Raw genomic sequence first — 18,292 nt, 5'->3', positions numbered from 1 at the left:
AATGACCGGGCTGGAAACGAGATGTTGACGTTTCCAGCTTTTTTTTTTGAATAGGAAATAGTTTCCCTTTTGCATAGAACGTTCATTCGGTAGAATAGGAGTATGAGGTGGTTAAATGAAACTGCGAAAAAATTTATTAGAAGTCATCAAGGATCTAAAAACAAATGAAGATTTTAAAGATAATATAGTACATTGGCAAGTCATTGAAGCAAAAGAGGCAAAACATGTTCCTTTTCCCGATGCAATGAATGATAAGATCAAGCATGCTCTTGAAATACGGGGAATAAATGGGTTGTATACCCATCAGGCATCTGCATTTGATACTGCTGTCAGCGGCAATAGCCTTGTAGCGGTCACACCTACAGCTTCTGGTAAAACATTATGCTATAATTTGCCGGTCCTTCAAAAAATACTGGAAGATGAAAAAACCAGGGCGCTTTATATTTTTCCGACAAAAGCACTGAGCTATGATCAAAAAAGCGAATTGAATGAAATGATCCATGAAATGGATGCTGAAATAAATAGTTATACATACGACGGGGACACACCTTCAAATATCAGGCAAAAAATCCGCCAGGCCGGACATATCGTGATCACCAATCCTGATATGCTCCATTCAGGAATCCTGCCCCATCATACGAAATGGGTCTCTTTATTTGAAAACTTGAAGTATGTGGTCATCGATGAACTTCATATTTACCGCGGCGTTTTCGGAAGTCATACAGCCAACGTCATTAGAAGGTTAAAAAGGATTTGCAATTTTTATGGAAGTGACCCTGTATTCATCTGTACTTCCGCAACGATCAATAACCCAAAAGAGTTAGCAGAAGAGCTTACGGAAAAACAAATGGTCCTTATCGATAATAACGGAGCCCCGAGTGGGAAAAAGCATTTTGTGTTTTACAATCCCCCAATAGTCAATAAACCGCTGAACATACGCAGGAGTGCGGTTTTGGAAGTCAGGAAGCTGGCAAATGAATTTTTGAAAAATAAAATTCAAACTATCGTTTTTGCGCGAAGCAGGGTTCGTGTGGAAATTCTATTGACATATTTACAGGAACTTGTGTCAAAGCAATTGGGGCCAAAATCAATCAGGGGCTATCGCGGCGGATATCTGCCAACACAGCGTAGGGAAATTGAACAAGGCCTCAGGGATGGTTCCATTTATGGAGTGGTATCCACAAATGCACTTGAGTTGGGTGTCGATATAGGCCAGCTTCAGGTATGCATAATGACTGGTTACCCCGGATCCATATCGAGTGCCTGGCAACAGGCGGGACGGGCAGGAAGAAGACATGGTGAAGCATTGATCATCATGGTTGGCAGTTCCAGTGCCCTTGATCAATATATCGTACAGCATCCCGATTATTTCTTTACCAGAAATCCAGAAACGGCAAGAATCAATCCGGATAATCTTTTGATCCTGGTTGATCATGTGAAATGTGCAGCATATGAGCTGCCATTTAAAAAAGGCGATCCATTTGGGAAAACAGAGATTATGGACGTTCTTGAATTCCTTACAGATGAAAGGGTCTTGCACTTGAATGGGGACAAATGGCATTGGATGAATGATGCTTTTCCCGCAAGCAATATCAGCCTGCGTTCAGCCGCACAGGAAAATGTCGTGATCATCGACCAAACGAATGCACCGGTTAATCGGGTCATCGGGGAAATGGATACGTTCAGTGCAATGACCCTTCTCCACGATGAAGCCATTTATTTGCACCAGGGAATTCAATTTCAGGTGGAAGAACTTGATTGGGATGAAAAGAAAGCTTATGTACGAGAAGTCAATGTCGACTATTATACGGATGCTAACCTTGCTGTCCAGTTGTCTGTATTGGAAGTCGATAAACAGCGATCTTTCGCTTCCACAGCAGCTGCTTTTGGTGATGTTGCAATCCGGGCAATGCCTACGATCTTCAAGAAAATCAAATTCGAAACTCATGAAAATATTGGGTCAGGACCAATCAGTCTTCCGGAGATGGAGCTGCATACGAGTTCGGCCATGCTTTCCATGGATTCTGATATATTCAATTGGGACGAAAATCGAATAGAACAAGGAATGATAGGAGCCTCCCATGCTCTAAATTACATGATTCCGCTATATGTTATGTGCGATCCGCATGATATCCATGTGTATCCGCAGGTTAAGGCAGCGCATAATGAAAAACCGACCATTTTCATCTATGATAGTTATCCGGGTGGCATAGGGTTAAGTGATAAAGTATATGAAAACTCTGAAGTCATCCTGATGGAAACAATATCAATGATCGAGAATTGCACTTGTGAAAGCGGCTGTCCCTCCTGTATCGGAACGGAATCCGCAACGAAAACAGCCAAGAGTGATGCCAAACAATTATTAGGTCAATTTTGTAAGCAAAAACATTAATAGATTACAGTGATCCGTGAAAAGAGGTGTAATTTCATGTCTTTAAAAAATAAACTAAACCGTATGAAAACCCATATGAACCTAGAGAAACATACTTCTCCTATAGAAGTAATTGACCAGAAAGAGAATGAAGAAATTCCTTACTTTGAAAAGTGGCTGGAGAACGATACCGTTTCCTTTCATTTCGATGGTGACTATTGTTTCATTAGGGAAGTCCGCTACCCTATAAATCACAAACACGGCTTATATGCATTTTCCGAGCTGAAAAAGGTCGTAAAAGAGTGGAATCAAGCTTCATTGGAGCATCCACTCTCCGCCAAGGGCGTTAAAAGTGAAGATCTGTTTTTCTTCGATACGGAAACGACAGGGCTTGGAGGCGGAGCGGGCAATACCATTTTTTTACTTGGCTATGCGTATTTAGAAGGTGAAGAAGTTGTCGTGAAGCAACATATCCTTCCGCAGCCTGGAAGTGAAATCCCGCTTTATCAAAGCTTTCTGGAAAACATCAATTACGAAACCCTTGTCACATATAATGGTAAATCCTTTGATTGGCCTCAGCTAAAAACAAGACATACCTTGATAAAAGAACATGTACCAAAACTACCGGAGTTCGGACATTTCGATTTGTATCATGCTTCAAGACGCCTTTGGAGAAACAAATTGGAGCGAGTGAAATTATCTGCGGTCGAAACAGATATTCTAGGTGTACAAAGAGAGGATGATATTCCTGGATATTTGGCACCGATGATATATTTTGATTTTGTTGAGAGGAAGAATCCGGAAATTCTGTTTGGGATCATGAAGCATAATGAATGGGATATCCTATCACTGATCACATTGTATATTCATTTGTCCCGAAAAATCCTCCAAATCGATGGATATACGGAAGAGTCCATGGAGATTGCACGATGGCTCGACTATTTGGGAAAAAAAGAGGAGTCAGTTGAGACATATCAAAAAATATTGGAAGCGGGTAATGAGGAAGAGCGGATAATAGCTGGCCATGCCTTAGCCTTCCAGAAAAAGAAGCAAAAACAATTCAATGAAGCGTTGGAAATTTGGAAGGAAGTCGCCTTAAAAGGGAAGGTGCAAATAAGGATACAGGCGCAGATTGAATGTGCAAAATTATACGAACATCAATTTAAGGAAGTCGGTCTTGCTCTAAAATGTTCAATAATCGCCCATCAAGAAATGGTGAGGGAAGGGACCTTGCCAGGGAAAAAACAGTTGGAATTGGAAAAGAGGATCCAGCGGCTCGAAAAGAAAGAGCAATCTAAGGGTATTTCTGTATAAAATATGGGAATTGAAATGGTCTTTTAGTGCTAAAGGATGAAAATAAAAAATATGTATACAATTATTGTAGCCTTCAACTATTATGTGTAAAATGAAAAGAGTTGAGGGTGAAATTCGGAAGCGTTCATTTCATTCCTTTACATCATAAATTCAAGGTGAAAGCGGAGCGAAGAAATGTATAAAACGACTTTATTTCTATTTTTTGTTGTCCTTTGTTTAACGATTGTTTTATTTACTTCATTAAAAGACAGTCTCTATTCCTTTTTGTAGAAAATTACCCTCAGTACATTTGAAGAAATAGCATTCATATAATAGTGTACTTATCGACAGCCATACATCGTTTTATACTTATTCTGTATAATTAGGTCATTTCATCAGTACACGTATCCCCTTTTTTTCATAGTCTGTAATGGTAAGACTAAACTTATCATGATGAAAGGGGACGTATTATAAATGTTTTTTCGTAATTGTGGAGGAAATAAACCCAATGTAATGGGAGTATCCAACAATGTAATGGGAGCATACGGGAACGCACCTGGAGTAATGGGCGCATCAACCGGTAAATACCCCAATAACGTAATGGGCGCATCAACCGGTAAATACCCCAATAACGTAATGGGCGCATCAACCGGTAAATACCCCAATAACGTAATGGGGGCGTCAACCGGTAAAAACTCTAACGTAATGGGAGCCTATAGTCCATCGGCTGTGTCTCCAGCGCAATATGGTCCATCGGCTGTGTCTCCAGCGCAATATGGTCCAACACAAACATCTCCATCTCAAGTTGCCCCAGCGCAAGTCTCTCCAACACAGCAATATGTCAATACGAATGTATCGAACACAGTGATTCCTGTCGTTCATCCATCACATACTACAAATGTCAATAAACATGTAAACACGTTTAAGCATTATTTCCCGCATACTCAATCCGTTGTGAACGAGTGCTATAATCAACACTTGATCTGTGGAAGGCCGCCACATAACCCAGGCTGTCCGCCTAGGCATTTTGGATACTAAAAAATAAGGGCTTATTAAGCCCTTGTTTTCTTACATAATCATGTTAAAAGGGAGATTGACTATGCAATGAAGGTTTTGTATATGACCGGCTACAAAGCTTTTGAATTCGGTATATTTAAAAATGACCATGAAGCCGTAAAATATATAAAAAAAGCGATGAAACAGCGTCTCCTGCCATTGGTGGAAGATGGGCTGGAATGGGTGATCATCTCAGGTCAGTTGGGTACGGAACTATGGGGTGCCGAAGTGGTTTTCGAATTACAGGAAGAATTTCATCAGCTTAAATTAGGTGTGCTTACTCCTTTCCTGAAACAGGAAGAGTCATGGAATGAAACGAATCAAGAGTTTTACCGATCCATATTGGCCCGTGCCGATTTTGTTGAATCGATTTTTAACAAACCATATGAAGGGCCCGAACAGCTTAAAATCAAAAATAGGTATATGGTCCATAAAAGCGATGCCATGCTCATCATTTTCGAAGCCGAAAAAGAAGGATCAGCCCGATATCCTTATTTCGAAGCGTTGAAAAAAGCTGAAACACAGCCATACCCCATCTTTCAGATAAACTTTGATGATTTGCAATCGGCTGCGGAAGAAGCGAGCTGGTCCGAAGAATGAGAGAAAATAATTATGGATTAAAAGTTGTTTCTAAAGCATAATCATATTATTATGAAATTTAGATACAGTTTTAATGGGAATACATACCGTTCACTGAAACAGTAAGATACAAAAAGGTGTTTCGTTGACAAACCCAAGCAGATTTGAAAAAATAATAAAAAGTCGATTGTATTGGCGAAAGTATTGAGGTGAAGTCTTATGCTATCCGATAAGATAAAATTAACGGCTAAAGATATTCTTGAAAAAGATTTTAAAACAGCCATGCGCGGGTATAAACCCGAAGATGTGGATCAATTCCTGGATCTGATCATTAAAGATTATGAAGTGTTCCATCAGGAAATTGAAGATCTTAAACAAGAAAATCTTAAATTGAAAAAACAAGCCGATGAGAGTACAAAACGTCCAAATCAACCTGCTCCAAGTGCCACCCCGGGAACCACTAACTTTGACATCCTTAAACGGTTATCCAACTTGGAAAAGCACGTTTTTGGTAACAAGCTTTTTGATTGAGGTTTTGCATTGTAAAAGTAAAAATTATTTTGGTATTGTGTTTTCATGAATAATGGAGTATAATCAATTATGTTATGTTAACGTTTGGGTAATTGCTGCTGCATTTATGCAGTAGAGGAAAGTCCATGCTCGCACGGACTGCGATGTCCGTAGTGTTCGTGCCTGGCGAAAAAATAAGCTTGGGCAGCAATCTTGGATTGCTGACGGCTGGGAAAATGCCTAAGTCCTTTTGGATATGGCATGAATACCTATAAAAGTGCCACAGTGACGTAGCCTTTACAGAAATGTAAAGGGTGGAACGAGGTAAACCCCACGAGCGAGAAACCCAAATTAATGGTAGGGGCGCTTTCTTCCTTGGAAATGAACGAGGAGAAGGACAGGAGCACATGCTTCTGTAGATAGATGATTACCGCCGAAGTACGAGACGCGAGTCGCTTGCAGTACTGAGGAACAAAACATGGCTTACAAAACGTTATCATATTACACCAAAAGCACAACTCTCCTTTTAAAAGGAGAGTTTTTGTTTATGGAAATTGCCCTAATATAAAAAGATTGGGCATTTCCTTTTATTTTTCGTTTTCGGAAACTCCGCTGTGTTAAACTAAGAACTTGGCAAGTTTTTCATTCCATTCGAAAAGTGTCCAGCGGAAAGAAAATGGCTTGAATGAAGTCTTCGGAAACGTTTTTAAAAATAGTGTTGGAATGTTAAGCATTTCCTTGATTCTGGGTATCCTATTTATAAAGGTTCCTTAACTCTTCTGTTAGCCCTAAAAATGAAGGTGGATTATGGATGGGAACCATACATAATTGGTTTGGATGATTTCAAGCATATAATTGCAGCGATTATCTTAAGGTGCAGTGATAATAGAGTAAAGCTTTTATTTCACGGTAATCCATAGATGTTCCCGCTATATGATCATGATAGTAGCTAGGCCAACAATGAAGAATTCTAACGACAAGATAAAAGGCGGTGGACCTTTTAAATAAGGTTTACATGTAAAAAATCAATGCCTGCTTCTAAAATACATAAATGAAGAAATTCGTGAAAAGGTGCCATTGATTTGGATTAATGGAAAGAAGGTGCAGAATTAATGAAACAATTCGATATTATCGCAACATCAGCAATGGGATTGGAATCAATTGTTGCCAAGGAGGTTCGGGATCTTGGTTACGATTGTCAAGTCGAAAATGGTAAAATCACGTATAAAGGTGATCAATCCGCCATTGCCCGCTCTAATTTATGGTTGCGCACTGCCGATAGGGTGAAAATTAAAGTCGCGGAATTTAAAGCATATTCATTTGATGAGTTGTTTGAAAAAACAAAGGCATTGAATTGGGAAGATTACTTATCGGCCGATGTCGAGTTTCCCGTGAGTGGAAAATCCGTTAAGTCAAAGCTTTACAGTGTCCCTGATTGTCAGGCAATTGTCAAAAAGGCAATTGTTGATAGATTGAAAAGTAAATACAAGCAAGTGTCTTGGTTTGCCGAGACTGGTCCTTTGTTTAAAATTGAAGTATCTATTTTAAAAGATGTTGTGACACTTACCATAGACACTTCAGGTGCAGGTTTGCATAAACGGGGATATCGAACCGGGCAGGGGGAGGCACCTCTTAAAGAAACATTGGCGGCTGCGTTAATCATGCTGACCAATTGGAAAGCGGATAAACCTTTCATAGATCCATTTTGTGGATCTGGAACGATTCCCATCGAGGCGGCCTTAATTGGTCAGAACATAGCACCGGGGTTTAATAGGGAATTCGTATCTGAAACTTGGTCATGGATGGACAGCAAGGTTTGGGATGAAGCACGGATCGAGGCTGAAGATTTAGCCGATTATGATCAGTACTTGGACATAACCGGTTGTGATATTGACCATCGAATGGTCGATATAGCTAAAGCTAATAGTTTTGAAGCCGGTCTTGGTGATCTGATTGAATTCAAACAAATGCAGGTGAGGGATATCTCGACCAGGAAAGAGTATGGTGTCATTGTCGGGAACCCGCCTTATGGAGAACGTCTTGGTGAGAAAAAAGCGGTTGAGCAGATGTATAGGGAAATGGGCCAAGCCTTCAAGAAGCTTGATACATGGTCAGTATACATGATTACCTCCAACCCTGACTTCGAACAGCATTATGGTAAGCCTGCAACGAAAAAAAGGAAATTGTTCAATGGTTTCATCCGTGCTGACCTTTATCAATATTGGGGGAAAAGGCCGCCAAGACAGCCTCAAGGTGAATAAGTAGGTAGAATATAACGGAGGATTTTGCTAGTCAGGACGATTTATTCATAATAGGTTCCAGTCTTGCTTATCATTTCCTTTTCTGTTATTCTAATAATGAATTATTTTTGTTCAGATTTAAGGAATACCTTAATATTCTTTTGAACAAGGATAGTAATATAATGTGTGGAGAACACACTAGGAGGCAACAAAAATGGAACAAGGTAAAGTAAAATGGTTTAACGCAGAAAAAGGTTTTGGATTCATCGAACGTGAAGGTGGAGACGATGTATTCGTACATTTCTCAGCTATCCAAGGCGAAGGTTTCAAAACTCTTGAAGAAGGCCAAGACGTTACATTTGATGTAGAACAAGGTCAACGTGGACCACAAGCATCAAACGTAAACAAAGCTTAATTCAACCCTATATTATTTACAGACAGGCTCTCTTTTGGAGCCTGTCTTTTATTTTACGAATGGGGCAACCAGGCAGCATGCATAGAAAAAACATACATAATAACGTTTCATTTTCTAATGGTTGGTAAATATCTTGACTATTAATGTGAAATAAAGGATAATATACTTTTGCCTAAGATTATAATGATTCGAATTCTATACACTGATGATAGATAAAAGGGGAGACCAGGATGCTTAAAACACTGCCTTTTTCGGTAACAAAGGAAGATTCTTTTTACGATAAGCTTTCAGAATGGATCGGTGATGTTTTTTACGATATTCTTCCCGAAAAAGGATTTGAGCTGCGTGACGAACAAATCTTCATGGCATTTCAGTTAGAAAAAGCCTTTAAGGAAAAGAATGTAAGTTTTGCTGAAGCAGGGGTAGGGACCGGTAAGACATTGGTCTATTTACTATATGCGATTTGTTATGCGAGATATACGAATAAACCGGCCATTATTTCGTGTGCAGATGAAACGTTGATTGAACAGCTGGTCAAAGAGGAAGGCGACATCCAAAAAATCAAGAATGCTTTAGGTATTGAAGTGGATGTTCGGCTTGCCAAATACCACGATCAATATGTATGTCTAAAGAAGTTGGATTACGCAGTGAATCATGAAGATTCAGAGGGAATAGATCAACTATATGATGAACTTCCCAAGTTTGTCCATGATAACTCATCCATGAACGCCTATACAGCATATGGGGACCGTAAACAGTACCCATATTTAAATGATGAAGACTGGTCTAAAGTTGGCTGGGATCAACTCCAAAACTGTTTCACTTGTGATAAACGACATCGATGCGGGCAAACCCTATCACGGGACCACTATCGAAAATCAAGTGATTTGATCATTTGTTCACATGACTTCTTCATGGAGCATGTATGGACCAAGGAAAAGCGTAAGCGTGAAGGACAGTTACCATTGCTGCCAGATCATAGCTGCGTTGTCTTTGATGAAGGTCACTTATTGGAATTTGCTGCTCAAAAGGCTTTAACTTATAAAGTTGGGGAACAAACCCTTGCCTCGGTTTTAGAATTGCTTACAGCCAATCAGGTTCGTGAAGAAACCTTATACATCATTGAGGATTTAATTGATATCAATGAAGAATTTTTTGATTTGTTGGATGAAAAAGCGATACATGTCAGCGGATCTAATCGTTATGAAATCCCAATGTCCAAAGAAATTACAAGCTTTGCCCATAAGCTTCACAAAAAGGTTGAGGAATTAGAGGAGAACCTAGTTTTTGAAGCGGAAATGTACACGATCAATGATTATGATTTAAAAGTGACGGAAGAATATTTAGAGCAGCTGGGCTACTCCCTTTCTCTATTTGTAAAGGATGAACAGGCCGTTTCCTGGTTTGAAGAAAATGAAATGACCAAAACATTGGTCATCATGCCAAGGCTCGTACAGGATATTTTGTCTGAACAGGTATTCTCTAAAAAAATCCCTTACATTTTTTCATCGGCAACATTATCGGATAATAAATCCTTCCAATACATTGCAGATAGTTTAGGGATAGAAAAGTATGACAGCTTCTCCGTTGAATCACCGTTTGATTACGATGAAGTCATGAAAATGAACATGCCTGCCTTCGAAAATGGAAATCAATTGGCTAAACTTCAATATACGATGAAGACAATTGAGGAAAATGAAGGTCGAACACTCGTGTTGTTCCAGTCAAAAGAAGAATTGCATTGGTTCAAGGAAAACTGCCCAATGTCTTCTTATCCATTTTATTTTGAAGGGGAAGCGGAAATCAGCGAGCTGGTTAAAAAGTTCCAAGAGGAAGAGCAATCTGTCCTATTCTCCTATCATTTATGGGAAGGGCTTGATGTTCCAGGGCCTTCATTACAAAATGTTGTGATACACTCCCTGCCATTCCCGCCGCGCGATCCAGTTTTCGAGGCCAAACGCAACTCGGTTACCGACGCATTTGAAGAAGTGGACCTTCCATACATGCTCCTTCGCTTGCGCCAAGGAATAGGGCGTTTGATCAGGACGAGCAATGATTCGGGGACAGTCCAGATTTTGATTGATAAGGATATTTCGGAGCAGGTTAAAGAGAAGATTGTATCCATTCTTCCTGTAACGCTTTAACTCCATTCTATCCATTAAAAAGAGCCAAGGTGCCCCTTGGTTCTTTTTTTATTTTAATTTGTTAATCGGAGTGGTTCTGATAGGAATGATTTTTGTATAATATGGTAAAGTGTAGTTGGAAGGAGCAGTGAATATGACAAAAAAGGGTATCGATCTGATAGAAAAAGAGTTTAAAGAATATGTAAAGAAAATCTCGGCGTATAATGAAGCACTCGCGTTAATTTTTTGGGATTTGCGTACAGGTGCACCGAAAAAGGGTGTTGAGCAGCGTTCCGAAGTTATCGGGGTGCTTTCCTCCGAGGTGTTTAATATGAGCACAAGTAAAGAAATGGAATCCTTCATTGCAGAACTTTCGATGGAGCCTCTTAGTGAAACGACTAATAAAATGGTGCAAGAGTGTAAGAAAGATTTTGAAAGGAATAAGAAAATTCCTGCTAACGAATATAAGGAATTCGTCATTTTACAATCGCGTTCTGAAAGTGCATGGGAAGAGGCAAGGGAAAAAGCTGATTTTTCTTTATTTCAACCTTATCTGGAGCAAATTGTAGCGTATACCCGTAGGTTTGTAGAATACTGGGGATATGAAGGGACGAAATATAATACCCTTTTGGATATGTATGAACCAGGCATGACTGTAGATGTACTTGACAGCGTATTCAGTGAGCTTCGGTCGAGAATCGTTCCTTTGGTAAAACAGATTGCAACAAGCGAACATAGACCTGAAACAGGGTTCCTTTATAAAGAATTTCCTAAAGAAAAACAGCATCAACTCAACTTGGAAATTCTAAAACAGCTAGGATACGATTTCAAGGCTGGCAGGCTGGATGAAACGGTTCACCCTTTCGAAATTAGAATAAATAGGGGCGATGTCCGGGTGACGACCCGATACGATGAAAATGATTTTAGGGGGGCAATCTTTGGTACCATTCATGAATGTGGACATGCCATTTATGAACAGAATATCGCCAATGAGTTAACCGGAACACTTCTTGATTCCGGGACATCCATGGGGATCCATGAATCACAATCTTTATTTTTCGAAAACTTCATTGGACGGAACCATAGCTTCTGGAAAAATAAATTCTCCTTATTAAAAGAATATGCCCCCGAACAATTCAATGACGTGACGCTGGATGAATTTTACCGGGGCATTAACGAATCGAAACCATCGTTCATCCGTATTGAAGCAGATGAACTGACGTATCCTCTGCATATAATGATTCGGTATGAACTGGAAAAGGCTCTCTTTAATGGAGAACTTGAAGTGAAGGATTTACCGGGAGTCTGGAATGAAAAATACAAGGATTATTTGGGAATAGTTCCTGAAAATGATGCCATGGGCGTGTTGCAAGATGTACACTGGGCAGATGGCAGCTTTGGTTATTTCCCTTCTTATGCATTGGGCTATATGTATGCAGCCCAAATCAAGCAAGCGATGCTTAAAGATTTGCCTGATTTTGATGGACTGTTGGAAGCGGGGGATATTGCGCCAATCAGGGAATGGCTTAATGAAAAGATACATAAATATGGAAAAGCAAAAAAACCTTTGGAGATTTTGAAAGAAACGACAGGGGAAGGCCTGAATGTTCAGTATTTAATAAAGTATCTTGAAGATAAATATAAAGAAGTTTATAAAATCAAATGAATAAAAGGAAGAAGGACTTGCATTAAATGTCAAGCTCTTCTCAGTTTGTAGACAAAAGGGTCCGGAATTAAAAAATTCCGAACCCCTTTTGAAATTCCCTTTAAATTTCCGCCTAAAAATAAGAGATTGGGGCTCTACAAACCCACTAGGTTAGGCCATTTTTTGGACCTTACTATGTCCAATTGGCCATCTTTTTTAAAAAAATCGCAGCGAAAGTAAGCATCGCCTGCATCGACAATTTTTGCATACCATTCTTTTGCATATGCGAATACACGATCAATCGTTTCTTTACGTTTCGCATATATAGTTTTTACATCTTAATGATGACGCAGATGATGTGCTTCTTCCACATATGTTTGCCAGATATTCTTTTTGTACACTGTGATAAAGATGAGGATGTTGCACAGATGTGTTTTGGAGATTTGTACTCACGATAGCCGTGGAGTACATTAATAGTTCACCCAAAGGGCGGTTTAACTGATATAACTGGATCAATACTTTGGCGTCCTACCTCTGAATACATACCTTTCACCAAATCATAAATGAAAAAGAAGTCAATGGCAGCCTCCATTTCACGATTCGCTGGCACAAGTTGATTTAAAGTAATCATTTCAAGTTGATTTCGCTGAAAAGAATCATAATAGAAAGCATCCTCATTCCCTCAAGTTTTATAAATTTATAAACAATCAAGACTTTAGGCAAAAGGGTTCTATCTAAAAGTTAAAACAAAGTTGATTGGAGCGGGTGTGCGAGACTCCTGCGGGAAAACTAGTCCAGGGGAGACCCCGCAGGCGCGATGTTTTTTCTTTATAGGTAAATCCATTCCTGTTTAGGGTTAGTGATTTCACAATTTTCTAATAATACGAATGATGACTTATTTTTTTAATTGAAAGTTCGGTTTTTAACAAAAATAACTTTTCAAATAGAGTCAGCGTTGTTATAATTCATATATTAATAAAATATTAAGTTTCACTCGTATAATAGCAGGGATATGGCCTGCAAGTTTCTACCGGATTACCGTAAATAATTCGACTATGGGTGAGTAATAGATCTTGTTGCATAATGAAGGCTTTTGCTGATTCATTTTTCATTCATGCCCAAGAAGTATTGCTTCACTCCAAAAAAGTGCCGCAATGTTTCTTGGGCTTTTTTATATGCCTGGAAACAATTGCATGGTTTATGGGTCAATAAACATCCAAGATTGGGAGGAACCTTCATGCAACTTTTAAAGGATAAAATTTTGTCCGAGGGTAAAGCTTTATCAGAAGATATTTTAAAAGTAGATTCATTTTTAAATCATCAAATGGATCCTATGTTAATGAAAGAAATTGGTAAAGAATTCGTAAAACGTTTCGAACAAAAGGAAATAACGAAAGTGCTGACAATTGAATCTTCTGGCATTGGACCTGGTTTGATGGCTGCGCTGGAATTGGAAGTTCCGCTCATTTTTGCCCGTAAACGTAAATCACTTACTTTAACAAATGATTTAGTAACGGCGTCCGTTCATTCCTTTACAAAAAAAGAAACCAATACCATTACGGTTTCCAATAAATATATTGAAGCTGGAGATAAGGTTTTGATCATCGATGACTTCCTTGCTGTCGGACAGGCAGCCCGGGGTTTGGTGGAAATCTGTAAGCAGGTTGGAGCAGAAGTGGCCGGAATCGGGATCGTGATTGAAAAAGCATTCCAAAGCGGTGGTAAGGATCTTAGGGAACAAGGTTTTCAAGTGGAATCACTTGCACGGATTGCTGAGTTGAAATTCGGTGAGATAACGTTTGCTGAGGAAAAGGAAGGAGAAGCCGTCAATGTCTAATCAATCACCATTAAAAGTTGCTTCATTAGGATTACAACATGTTCTTGCCATGTATGCCGGTGCAGTCGTCATTCCATTGATAGTCGGTGGGGCGCTGGGATTGACTGCAGCGCAGTTAACTTATTTAGTCTCGATAGACATTTTGATGTGCGGGATAGCAACTTTATTGCAAGTATGGAAAAATAAATTCTTTGGAATTGGGCTTCCGGTCGTCCTGGGCTGCACATTTACAGCGGTAAGCCCGATGATTGCAATTGGTACGCAATATGGAATCAACTCCATTTATGGATCTATTTTGGCGTCGGGATTGATCGTCATTATCATTAGTAAGTTTTTCGGAAAACTGGCAAGGTTCTTCCCACCCATTGTCACTGGATCGGTCGTTTTGATTATTGGCATTACGCTCATTCCTGTTGCCATCAACAACCTTGGTGGTGGCCAAGGAGCTGCTGATTTCGGAGACTTGAATAATGTAGCTCTTGGTTTCGGAACTTTGTTATTCATTATATTCATGTATAAATTCTCATCAGGATTCGTACGCTCCATCTCTATTTTATTGGGGCTGTTGGTAGGAACATTTGCAGCTTTCTTCCTTGGGAAAGTGGACTTTAGCTCGGTTGTCAGTGCCACTTGGCTGCATATGCCTCATTTTTTCTACTTTGGAACCCCGACATTCAACGTCACGGCAATCATTACAATGACGTTGGTGGCGATCGTCAGCTTGGTGGAATCGACTGGTGTTTATTATGCTCTTGGTGAAATCACGGACAAAGAGATTTCAGAAGACGATCTGGCTCGCGGATATCGTTCTGAAGGACTTGCCATCATGATTGGCGGTTTGTTCAATGCGTTTCCGTATACAGCTTTTTCACAAAATGTGGGCTTGATTCAATTGTCAGGCATTAAAACAAGAAATGTCATATACACAACGGCTGGCATTCTTATTTTCATAGGTTTTGTTCCAAAAATCGGTGCATTCACGACAATTATCCCTTCATCCGTGCTTGGCGGTGCAATGGTGGCGATGTTCGGGATGGTAATTGCCGCTGGAATTAAGATGTTGAGCAAAGTGGATTTTGCTTCTCAAGAAAATTTATTGATCATCGCTTGTTCAGTAGGGATGGGACTAGGGGTGACCGTCGTTCCTGAGCTATTTGCGCAAATTCCGGAAAGCTTTCAAATCCTAACGGAAAACGGTATTGTTGCCGGAAGTTTGACAGCCATATTCTTGAATATCGTCTTTAACATCATCCCTACAAAAGGGAAGGTGAAGGAAGCTCGTATTGAAAGGCAAAATGTAGCCTGATTAAAAATAGATTCGGGTAATCTTGATAGATTCACCCATTTACATGCCCAAAATTCTCAGTTGAAGAGGATTTTGGGCATTTTTTTTAGGGCCGAAGCATATCATTGATAATGAATTTGGAGTTTTGTCAGATAAAAGGAAACTCTCTTCACTTTTTGAATATATTGATAGTATATGTTCAGGAAAGTAGTGATAGGGATGGAGAAAAAATATTGTATTCATTGCCGGACCATACTAAGCCATGAGTATAGGTGCAGTGTGTGTGGAAAAGAGGAGTTTCAAAACATCATTATACAAGTGCAAAATCAATCTTCAGTAAAGAAAGAAGACTGAAAGCGCCCCCTTACCAAATTATAGGTAAGGGGGTTTTATTTTATCGTGAATACTTTTCGATTATTAAGATGATATGAAGGGTACCTCGCCCTTTAATCGATATTGCCCATATGGGTATGATACCAATCAATGCTTTGTCTCCTGCTAAAGAGGCGGTAATAGTTACCGGCAAGCATGCTGCCGAATTCTGCTGCAAAGGATTTAAGCATTTCACCTTCTAACGGCATGCCAAACATGATTTCACCGTTTTACTCAGCCCATCCGTTTGTTCCCTCGATCATTAACTCCGTTATTCCTTGGATATTCAAAAGCCGTACCTCAAAAGACAGCCTTTCGTACAGGAAATCCATTAGCGTCCTTGTCGGCATGAAAGGTGATATTCGTGGAAGTATTCCTCCGCTTGTATGGGTTATATTCTTTATTTTTAATTACCTAGTTATTTAGATGAAAATTTAAAAAAATATTATTAAATGCCTATACATATAACCATTTAGCTATAAAGCATAATTGATGTCCTGGTGGGTATATTAACCATATCATGAATAATTAGGGGTGGAATCATGCCATATTTATTATCTGCATCTCATGTAAAGCTGCCACATTTGCTTTCACAAGAAAAAATCATGGAATTTTCGAGAGAAATATTTGGGGCATCATTTAAGAATATAGAACGGTTACTAAAGGCCTTTAAGAATGGACAAGTGGAAAATCGATATTTTTCAAATGATCTTGATTGGTTTAAAGAGGATCATTCTTTTGCCGATCGGAATGATTTATATATACAGCAGGCAATCAAATTTGGGAAAGAAGCTATAGAAAAATGCTTAGCCAACACAGAATTTTTAAAAGAAGGACTGCAGGCAAACGAGCTAGATGCTTTCTTCTTTATCTCAAGCACGGGGATTGCCACCCCGACCATTGATGCCAGGATAATGAATGAACTTACATTTAATCCGCATGCTAAAAGGATTCCGATTTGGGGGCTTGGCTGTGCAGGGGGAGCGAGTGGCCTATCACGTGCTTTTGAATATTGCCAAGCATACCCGACTGCGAAGGTCATTGTTTTAAGCGTGGAGTTATGCAGTCTGACATTTCAAAGGAATGATATCTCCAAAAGCAATTTAATTGGGACTTCCTTATTTTCCGACGGAGTAAGCTGTGTTTTGGTTTGCGGTGATGAAGTGCCGAGTGAACAGTTTTCAAAAAAAGTTAGACATTTGCAATTTTTGGATTCGCAATCGACGCTTATGCCGGATTCATTGGATGTTATGGGGTGGGATGTTAAAGATCAAGGGTTATACGTTATTTTTTCGAAAGATATCCCTACAATCATCAAGGATTGGCTTAAACCTAATGTTCAAGAGTTCTTAATGGAGAATGGATTCGATCTAAACGATGTAAAAAATTTCATCGCTCATCCTGGAGGCAAGAAAGTAATTGATGCTTATCACGAAGCCCTCGGGTTCGATGAAAGCATGACGGCAGAGTCAATGAGCATATTGCGTGAATTCGGCAATATGTCCTCAGCAACTATTTTGTACGTTCTGGAGAGGTTCATGGAGCGGGGCGGGAATAAAGGTGAGGTGGGACTGGCTGCTGCATTGGGGCCTGGGTTTTCATCTGAACTTGTGTTAATGAGGTGGAAGTGATGATCTTCGCCATTTTCATTATCTTGATCGCTATACAGCGCCTTGTTGAATTATATATCGCCAAACAAAATGAAAAACAGTTGAAAGCTGGAGGAGCAATAGAATACGGTGAGTCCCATTACAAATGGATGGTTCTAATGCATCTTAGTTTTTTTATTGTTCTCATTATTGAAGTGAGCGCCCTTGAAAGGGGTATATCTGGACTTTGGCCGATTTGGCTGACCCTTTTTCTAATTGCGCAGTCAGGAAGGATTTGGGTAATCCGTTCATTGGGAAAACATTGGAATACAAAAATCATAGTGGTTCCTGATGCCGATGTAGTCATTAAAGGTCCTTATAAATTTTTCAAACATCCGAACTATATCATAGTGGCAACTGAGATTTTAGTTATTTCCTTATTATTCAATGCATATTATACTGCTATCATCTTTAGTTTATTGAATGTTTGGATGATGATGGTAAGAATCCCACTGGAAGAGAAGGCATTAAAGGAACACACGGAATATTCTACGGTTTTTAAGGGAGAATAATAAAAAAATTTAATTACTTATTGAAAATGATTATCGTTCGTGATAAGATTCTAAATGAAGATGAAAATTATTCTCATTCGGATTTCGAACATTTACTATAACTAAAAACTAAAAACTAAAAGCTAATCAATATAAAAGAGGATGGTGTTGGTAATGGTTTGGGTATTCATTTTATTGACAATCGCTACATATGGTTTTGTGATGAAACATGTATTGAATAATATTCAAAAACCGGCAAAGGCAGTAAAACCTTATACCGAGTCACCAATGGAAAACCGAGCTGCTTTTAACCCCACCCCAACAACCAGGTAAACATCCTGGTTTTTTTTTTGCATTCTAATATGATCAAATTGCGCGAATCCACCAATTGGTGGTTTTTTTTTGAACATGGCCTGTAATGAATCA

14 protein-coding genes, 1 other RNA gene, 2 pseudogenes and 1 riboswitch are annotated in these 18,292 nt (G+C 39.3%); of the genes and pseudogenes, 15 read left to right on the top strand and 2 right to left on the bottom strand.

Going from position 1 to position 18,292, the window contains the following annotated elements:
- The first annotated feature begins 115 nt into the window (after nucleotides 1-115).
- The 10 genes from AC1DIV_RS08260 to AC1DIV_RS08215 all read left to right on the top strand — a co-directional run bounded on the left by AC1DIV_RS08260 (nucleotide 116) and on the right by AC1DIV_RS08215 (nucleotide 12,253).
- On the top strand, nucleotides 116-2,392 hold the full coding sequence (locus AC1DIV_RS08260) for a DEAD/DEAH box helicase (protein WP_477576172.1): 2,277 nt from the start codon (nucleotides 116-118) through the stop codon (nucleotides 2,390-2,392).
- A gap of 36 nt (nucleotides 2,393-2,428) precedes the next feature.
- Nucleotides 2,429-3,685 (top strand): ribonuclease H-like domain-containing protein, encoded by a 1,257-nt coding sequence (locus AC1DIV_RS08255; RefSeq protein WP_477576170.1) that lies wholly within the window; start codon nucleotides 2,429-2,431, stop codon nucleotides 3,683-3,685.
- Between the two features lie 453 nt (nucleotides 3,686-4,138).
- Nucleotides 4,139-4,702: a CotD family spore coat protein gene (locus tag AC1DIV_RS08250; RefSeq protein ID WP_477576168.1), complete on the top strand. Its 564-nt coding sequence runs from the start codon at nucleotides 4,139-4,141 to the stop codon at nucleotides 4,700-4,702.
- Between the two features lie 66 nt (nucleotides 4,703-4,768).
- Nucleotides 4,769-5,320, top strand: coding sequence for an SLOG family protein (locus tag AC1DIV_RS08245; protein WP_289350344.1), 552 nt, complete (start codon nucleotides 4,769-4,771; stop codon nucleotides 5,318-5,320).
- A gap of 198 nt (nucleotides 5,321-5,518) precedes the next feature.
- Nucleotides 5,519-5,830 carry a cell division regulator GpsB gene (gene gpsB / locus AC1DIV_RS08240; RefSeq protein WP_034307876.1) on the top strand — a complete coding sequence of 104 codons (312 nt, stop codon included), beginning with the start codon at nucleotides 5,519-5,521 and terminating at the stop codon, nucleotides 5,828-5,830.
- An 80-nt stretch (nucleotides 5,831-5,910) separates the two neighbouring features.
- Nucleotides 5,911-6,300: RNase P RNA component class B (gene rnpB, locus AC1DIV_RS08235), an RNA gene on the top strand.
- A 621-nt stretch (nucleotides 6,301-6,921) separates the two neighbouring features.
- The gene (locus AC1DIV_RS08230; protein ID WP_048688389.1) at nucleotides 6,922-8,070 is read left to right on the top strand and encodes a THUMP domain-containing class I SAM-dependent RNA methyltransferase; all 1,149 of its coding nucleotides are present in this window, start codon (nucleotides 6,922-6,924) and stop codon (nucleotides 8,068-8,070) included.
- Between the two features lie 193 nt (nucleotides 8,071-8,263).
- The gene (locus AC1DIV_RS08225; protein WP_034307871.1) at nucleotides 8,264-8,464 is read left to right on the top strand and encodes a cold-shock protein; all 201 of its coding nucleotides are present in this window, start codon (nucleotides 8,264-8,266) and stop codon (nucleotides 8,462-8,464) included.
- Between the two features lie 230 nt (nucleotides 8,465-8,694).
- Complete coding sequence (locus AC1DIV_RS08220; protein ID WP_340876807.1) at nucleotides 8,695-10,608, top strand: ATP-dependent DNA helicase; 1,914 nt, start codon at nucleotides 8,695-8,697, stop codon at nucleotides 10,606-10,608.
- A 133-nt stretch (nucleotides 10,609-10,741) separates the two neighbouring features.
- Entirely contained in the window at nucleotides 10,742-12,253 is a 1,512-nt protein-coding gene (locus AC1DIV_RS08215) for a carboxypeptidase M32 (RefSeq protein WP_340876806.1), read from the top strand.
- Between the two features lie 172 nt (nucleotides 12,254-12,425).
- Here the strand turns inward: AC1DIV_RS08215 and AC1DIV_RS08210 are convergent.
- Nucleotides 12,426-12,692: pseudogene (locus tag AC1DIV_RS08210) on the bottom strand (transposase); the annotation flags it as partial.
- Between the two features lie 514 nt (nucleotides 12,693-13,206).
- Nucleotides 13,207-13,308, top strand: a riboswitch (purine riboswitch).
- A gap of 161 nt (nucleotides 13,309-13,469) precedes the next feature.
- Here AC1DIV_RS08210 and AC1DIV_RS08205 point away from each other — a divergent pair.
- Complete coding sequence (locus AC1DIV_RS08205; protein WP_340876805.1) at nucleotides 13,470-14,069, top strand: xanthine phosphoribosyltransferase; 600 nt, start codon at nucleotides 13,470-13,472, stop codon at nucleotides 14,067-14,069.
- Nucleotides 14,062-15,375, top strand: a complete 1,314-nt coding sequence (locus AC1DIV_RS08200) for a nucleobase:cation symporter-2 family protein (protein ID WP_477576166.1) — start codon at nucleotides 14,062-14,064, stop codon at nucleotides 15,373-15,375. Before AC1DIV_RS08205 ends, AC1DIV_RS08200 begins: the two co-directional genes overlap by 8 nt.
- Nucleotides 15,376-15,869: 494 nt before the next feature.
- Here AC1DIV_RS08200 and AC1DIV_RS08195 read toward each other — a convergent pair.
- Nucleotides 15,870-15,953 (bottom strand): annotated as a pseudogene (locus tag AC1DIV_RS08195) (chemotaxis protein CheX); the annotation flags it as partial.
- Nucleotides 15,954-16,268: 315 nt separating this feature from the next.
- Here AC1DIV_RS08195 and AC1DIV_RS08190 point away from each other — a divergent pair.
- From AC1DIV_RS08190 to AC1DIV_RS08180, 3 genes are all read left to right on the top strand, one after another.
- Nucleotides 16,269-17,357: a type III polyketide synthase gene (locus tag AC1DIV_RS08190; RefSeq protein ID WP_477576165.1), complete on the top strand. Its 1,089-nt coding sequence runs from the start codon at nucleotides 16,269-16,271 to the stop codon at nucleotides 17,355-17,357.
- Nucleotides 17,357-17,887, top strand: coding sequence for an isoprenylcysteine carboxyl methyltransferase family protein (locus AC1DIV_RS08185; protein ID WP_477576163.1), 531 nt, complete (start codon nucleotides 17,357-17,359; stop codon nucleotides 17,885-17,887). Before AC1DIV_RS08190 ends, AC1DIV_RS08185 begins: the two co-directional genes overlap by 1 nt.
- Before the next feature lie 147 nt (nucleotides 17,888-18,034).
- A complete protein-coding gene (locus tag AC1DIV_RS08180) occupies nucleotides 18,035-18,199 on the top strand; it encodes a hypothetical protein (protein WP_202315735.1) in 165 nt (54 codons plus the stop codon).
- The last annotated feature ends 93 nt before the right edge of the window (nucleotides 18,200-18,292 follow it).

The sequence above is a fragment of the Peribacillus sp. 05N428 genome (assembly GCF_056397085.1).
This window is presented reverse-complemented; position numbering and strand designations above follow the sequence as displayed.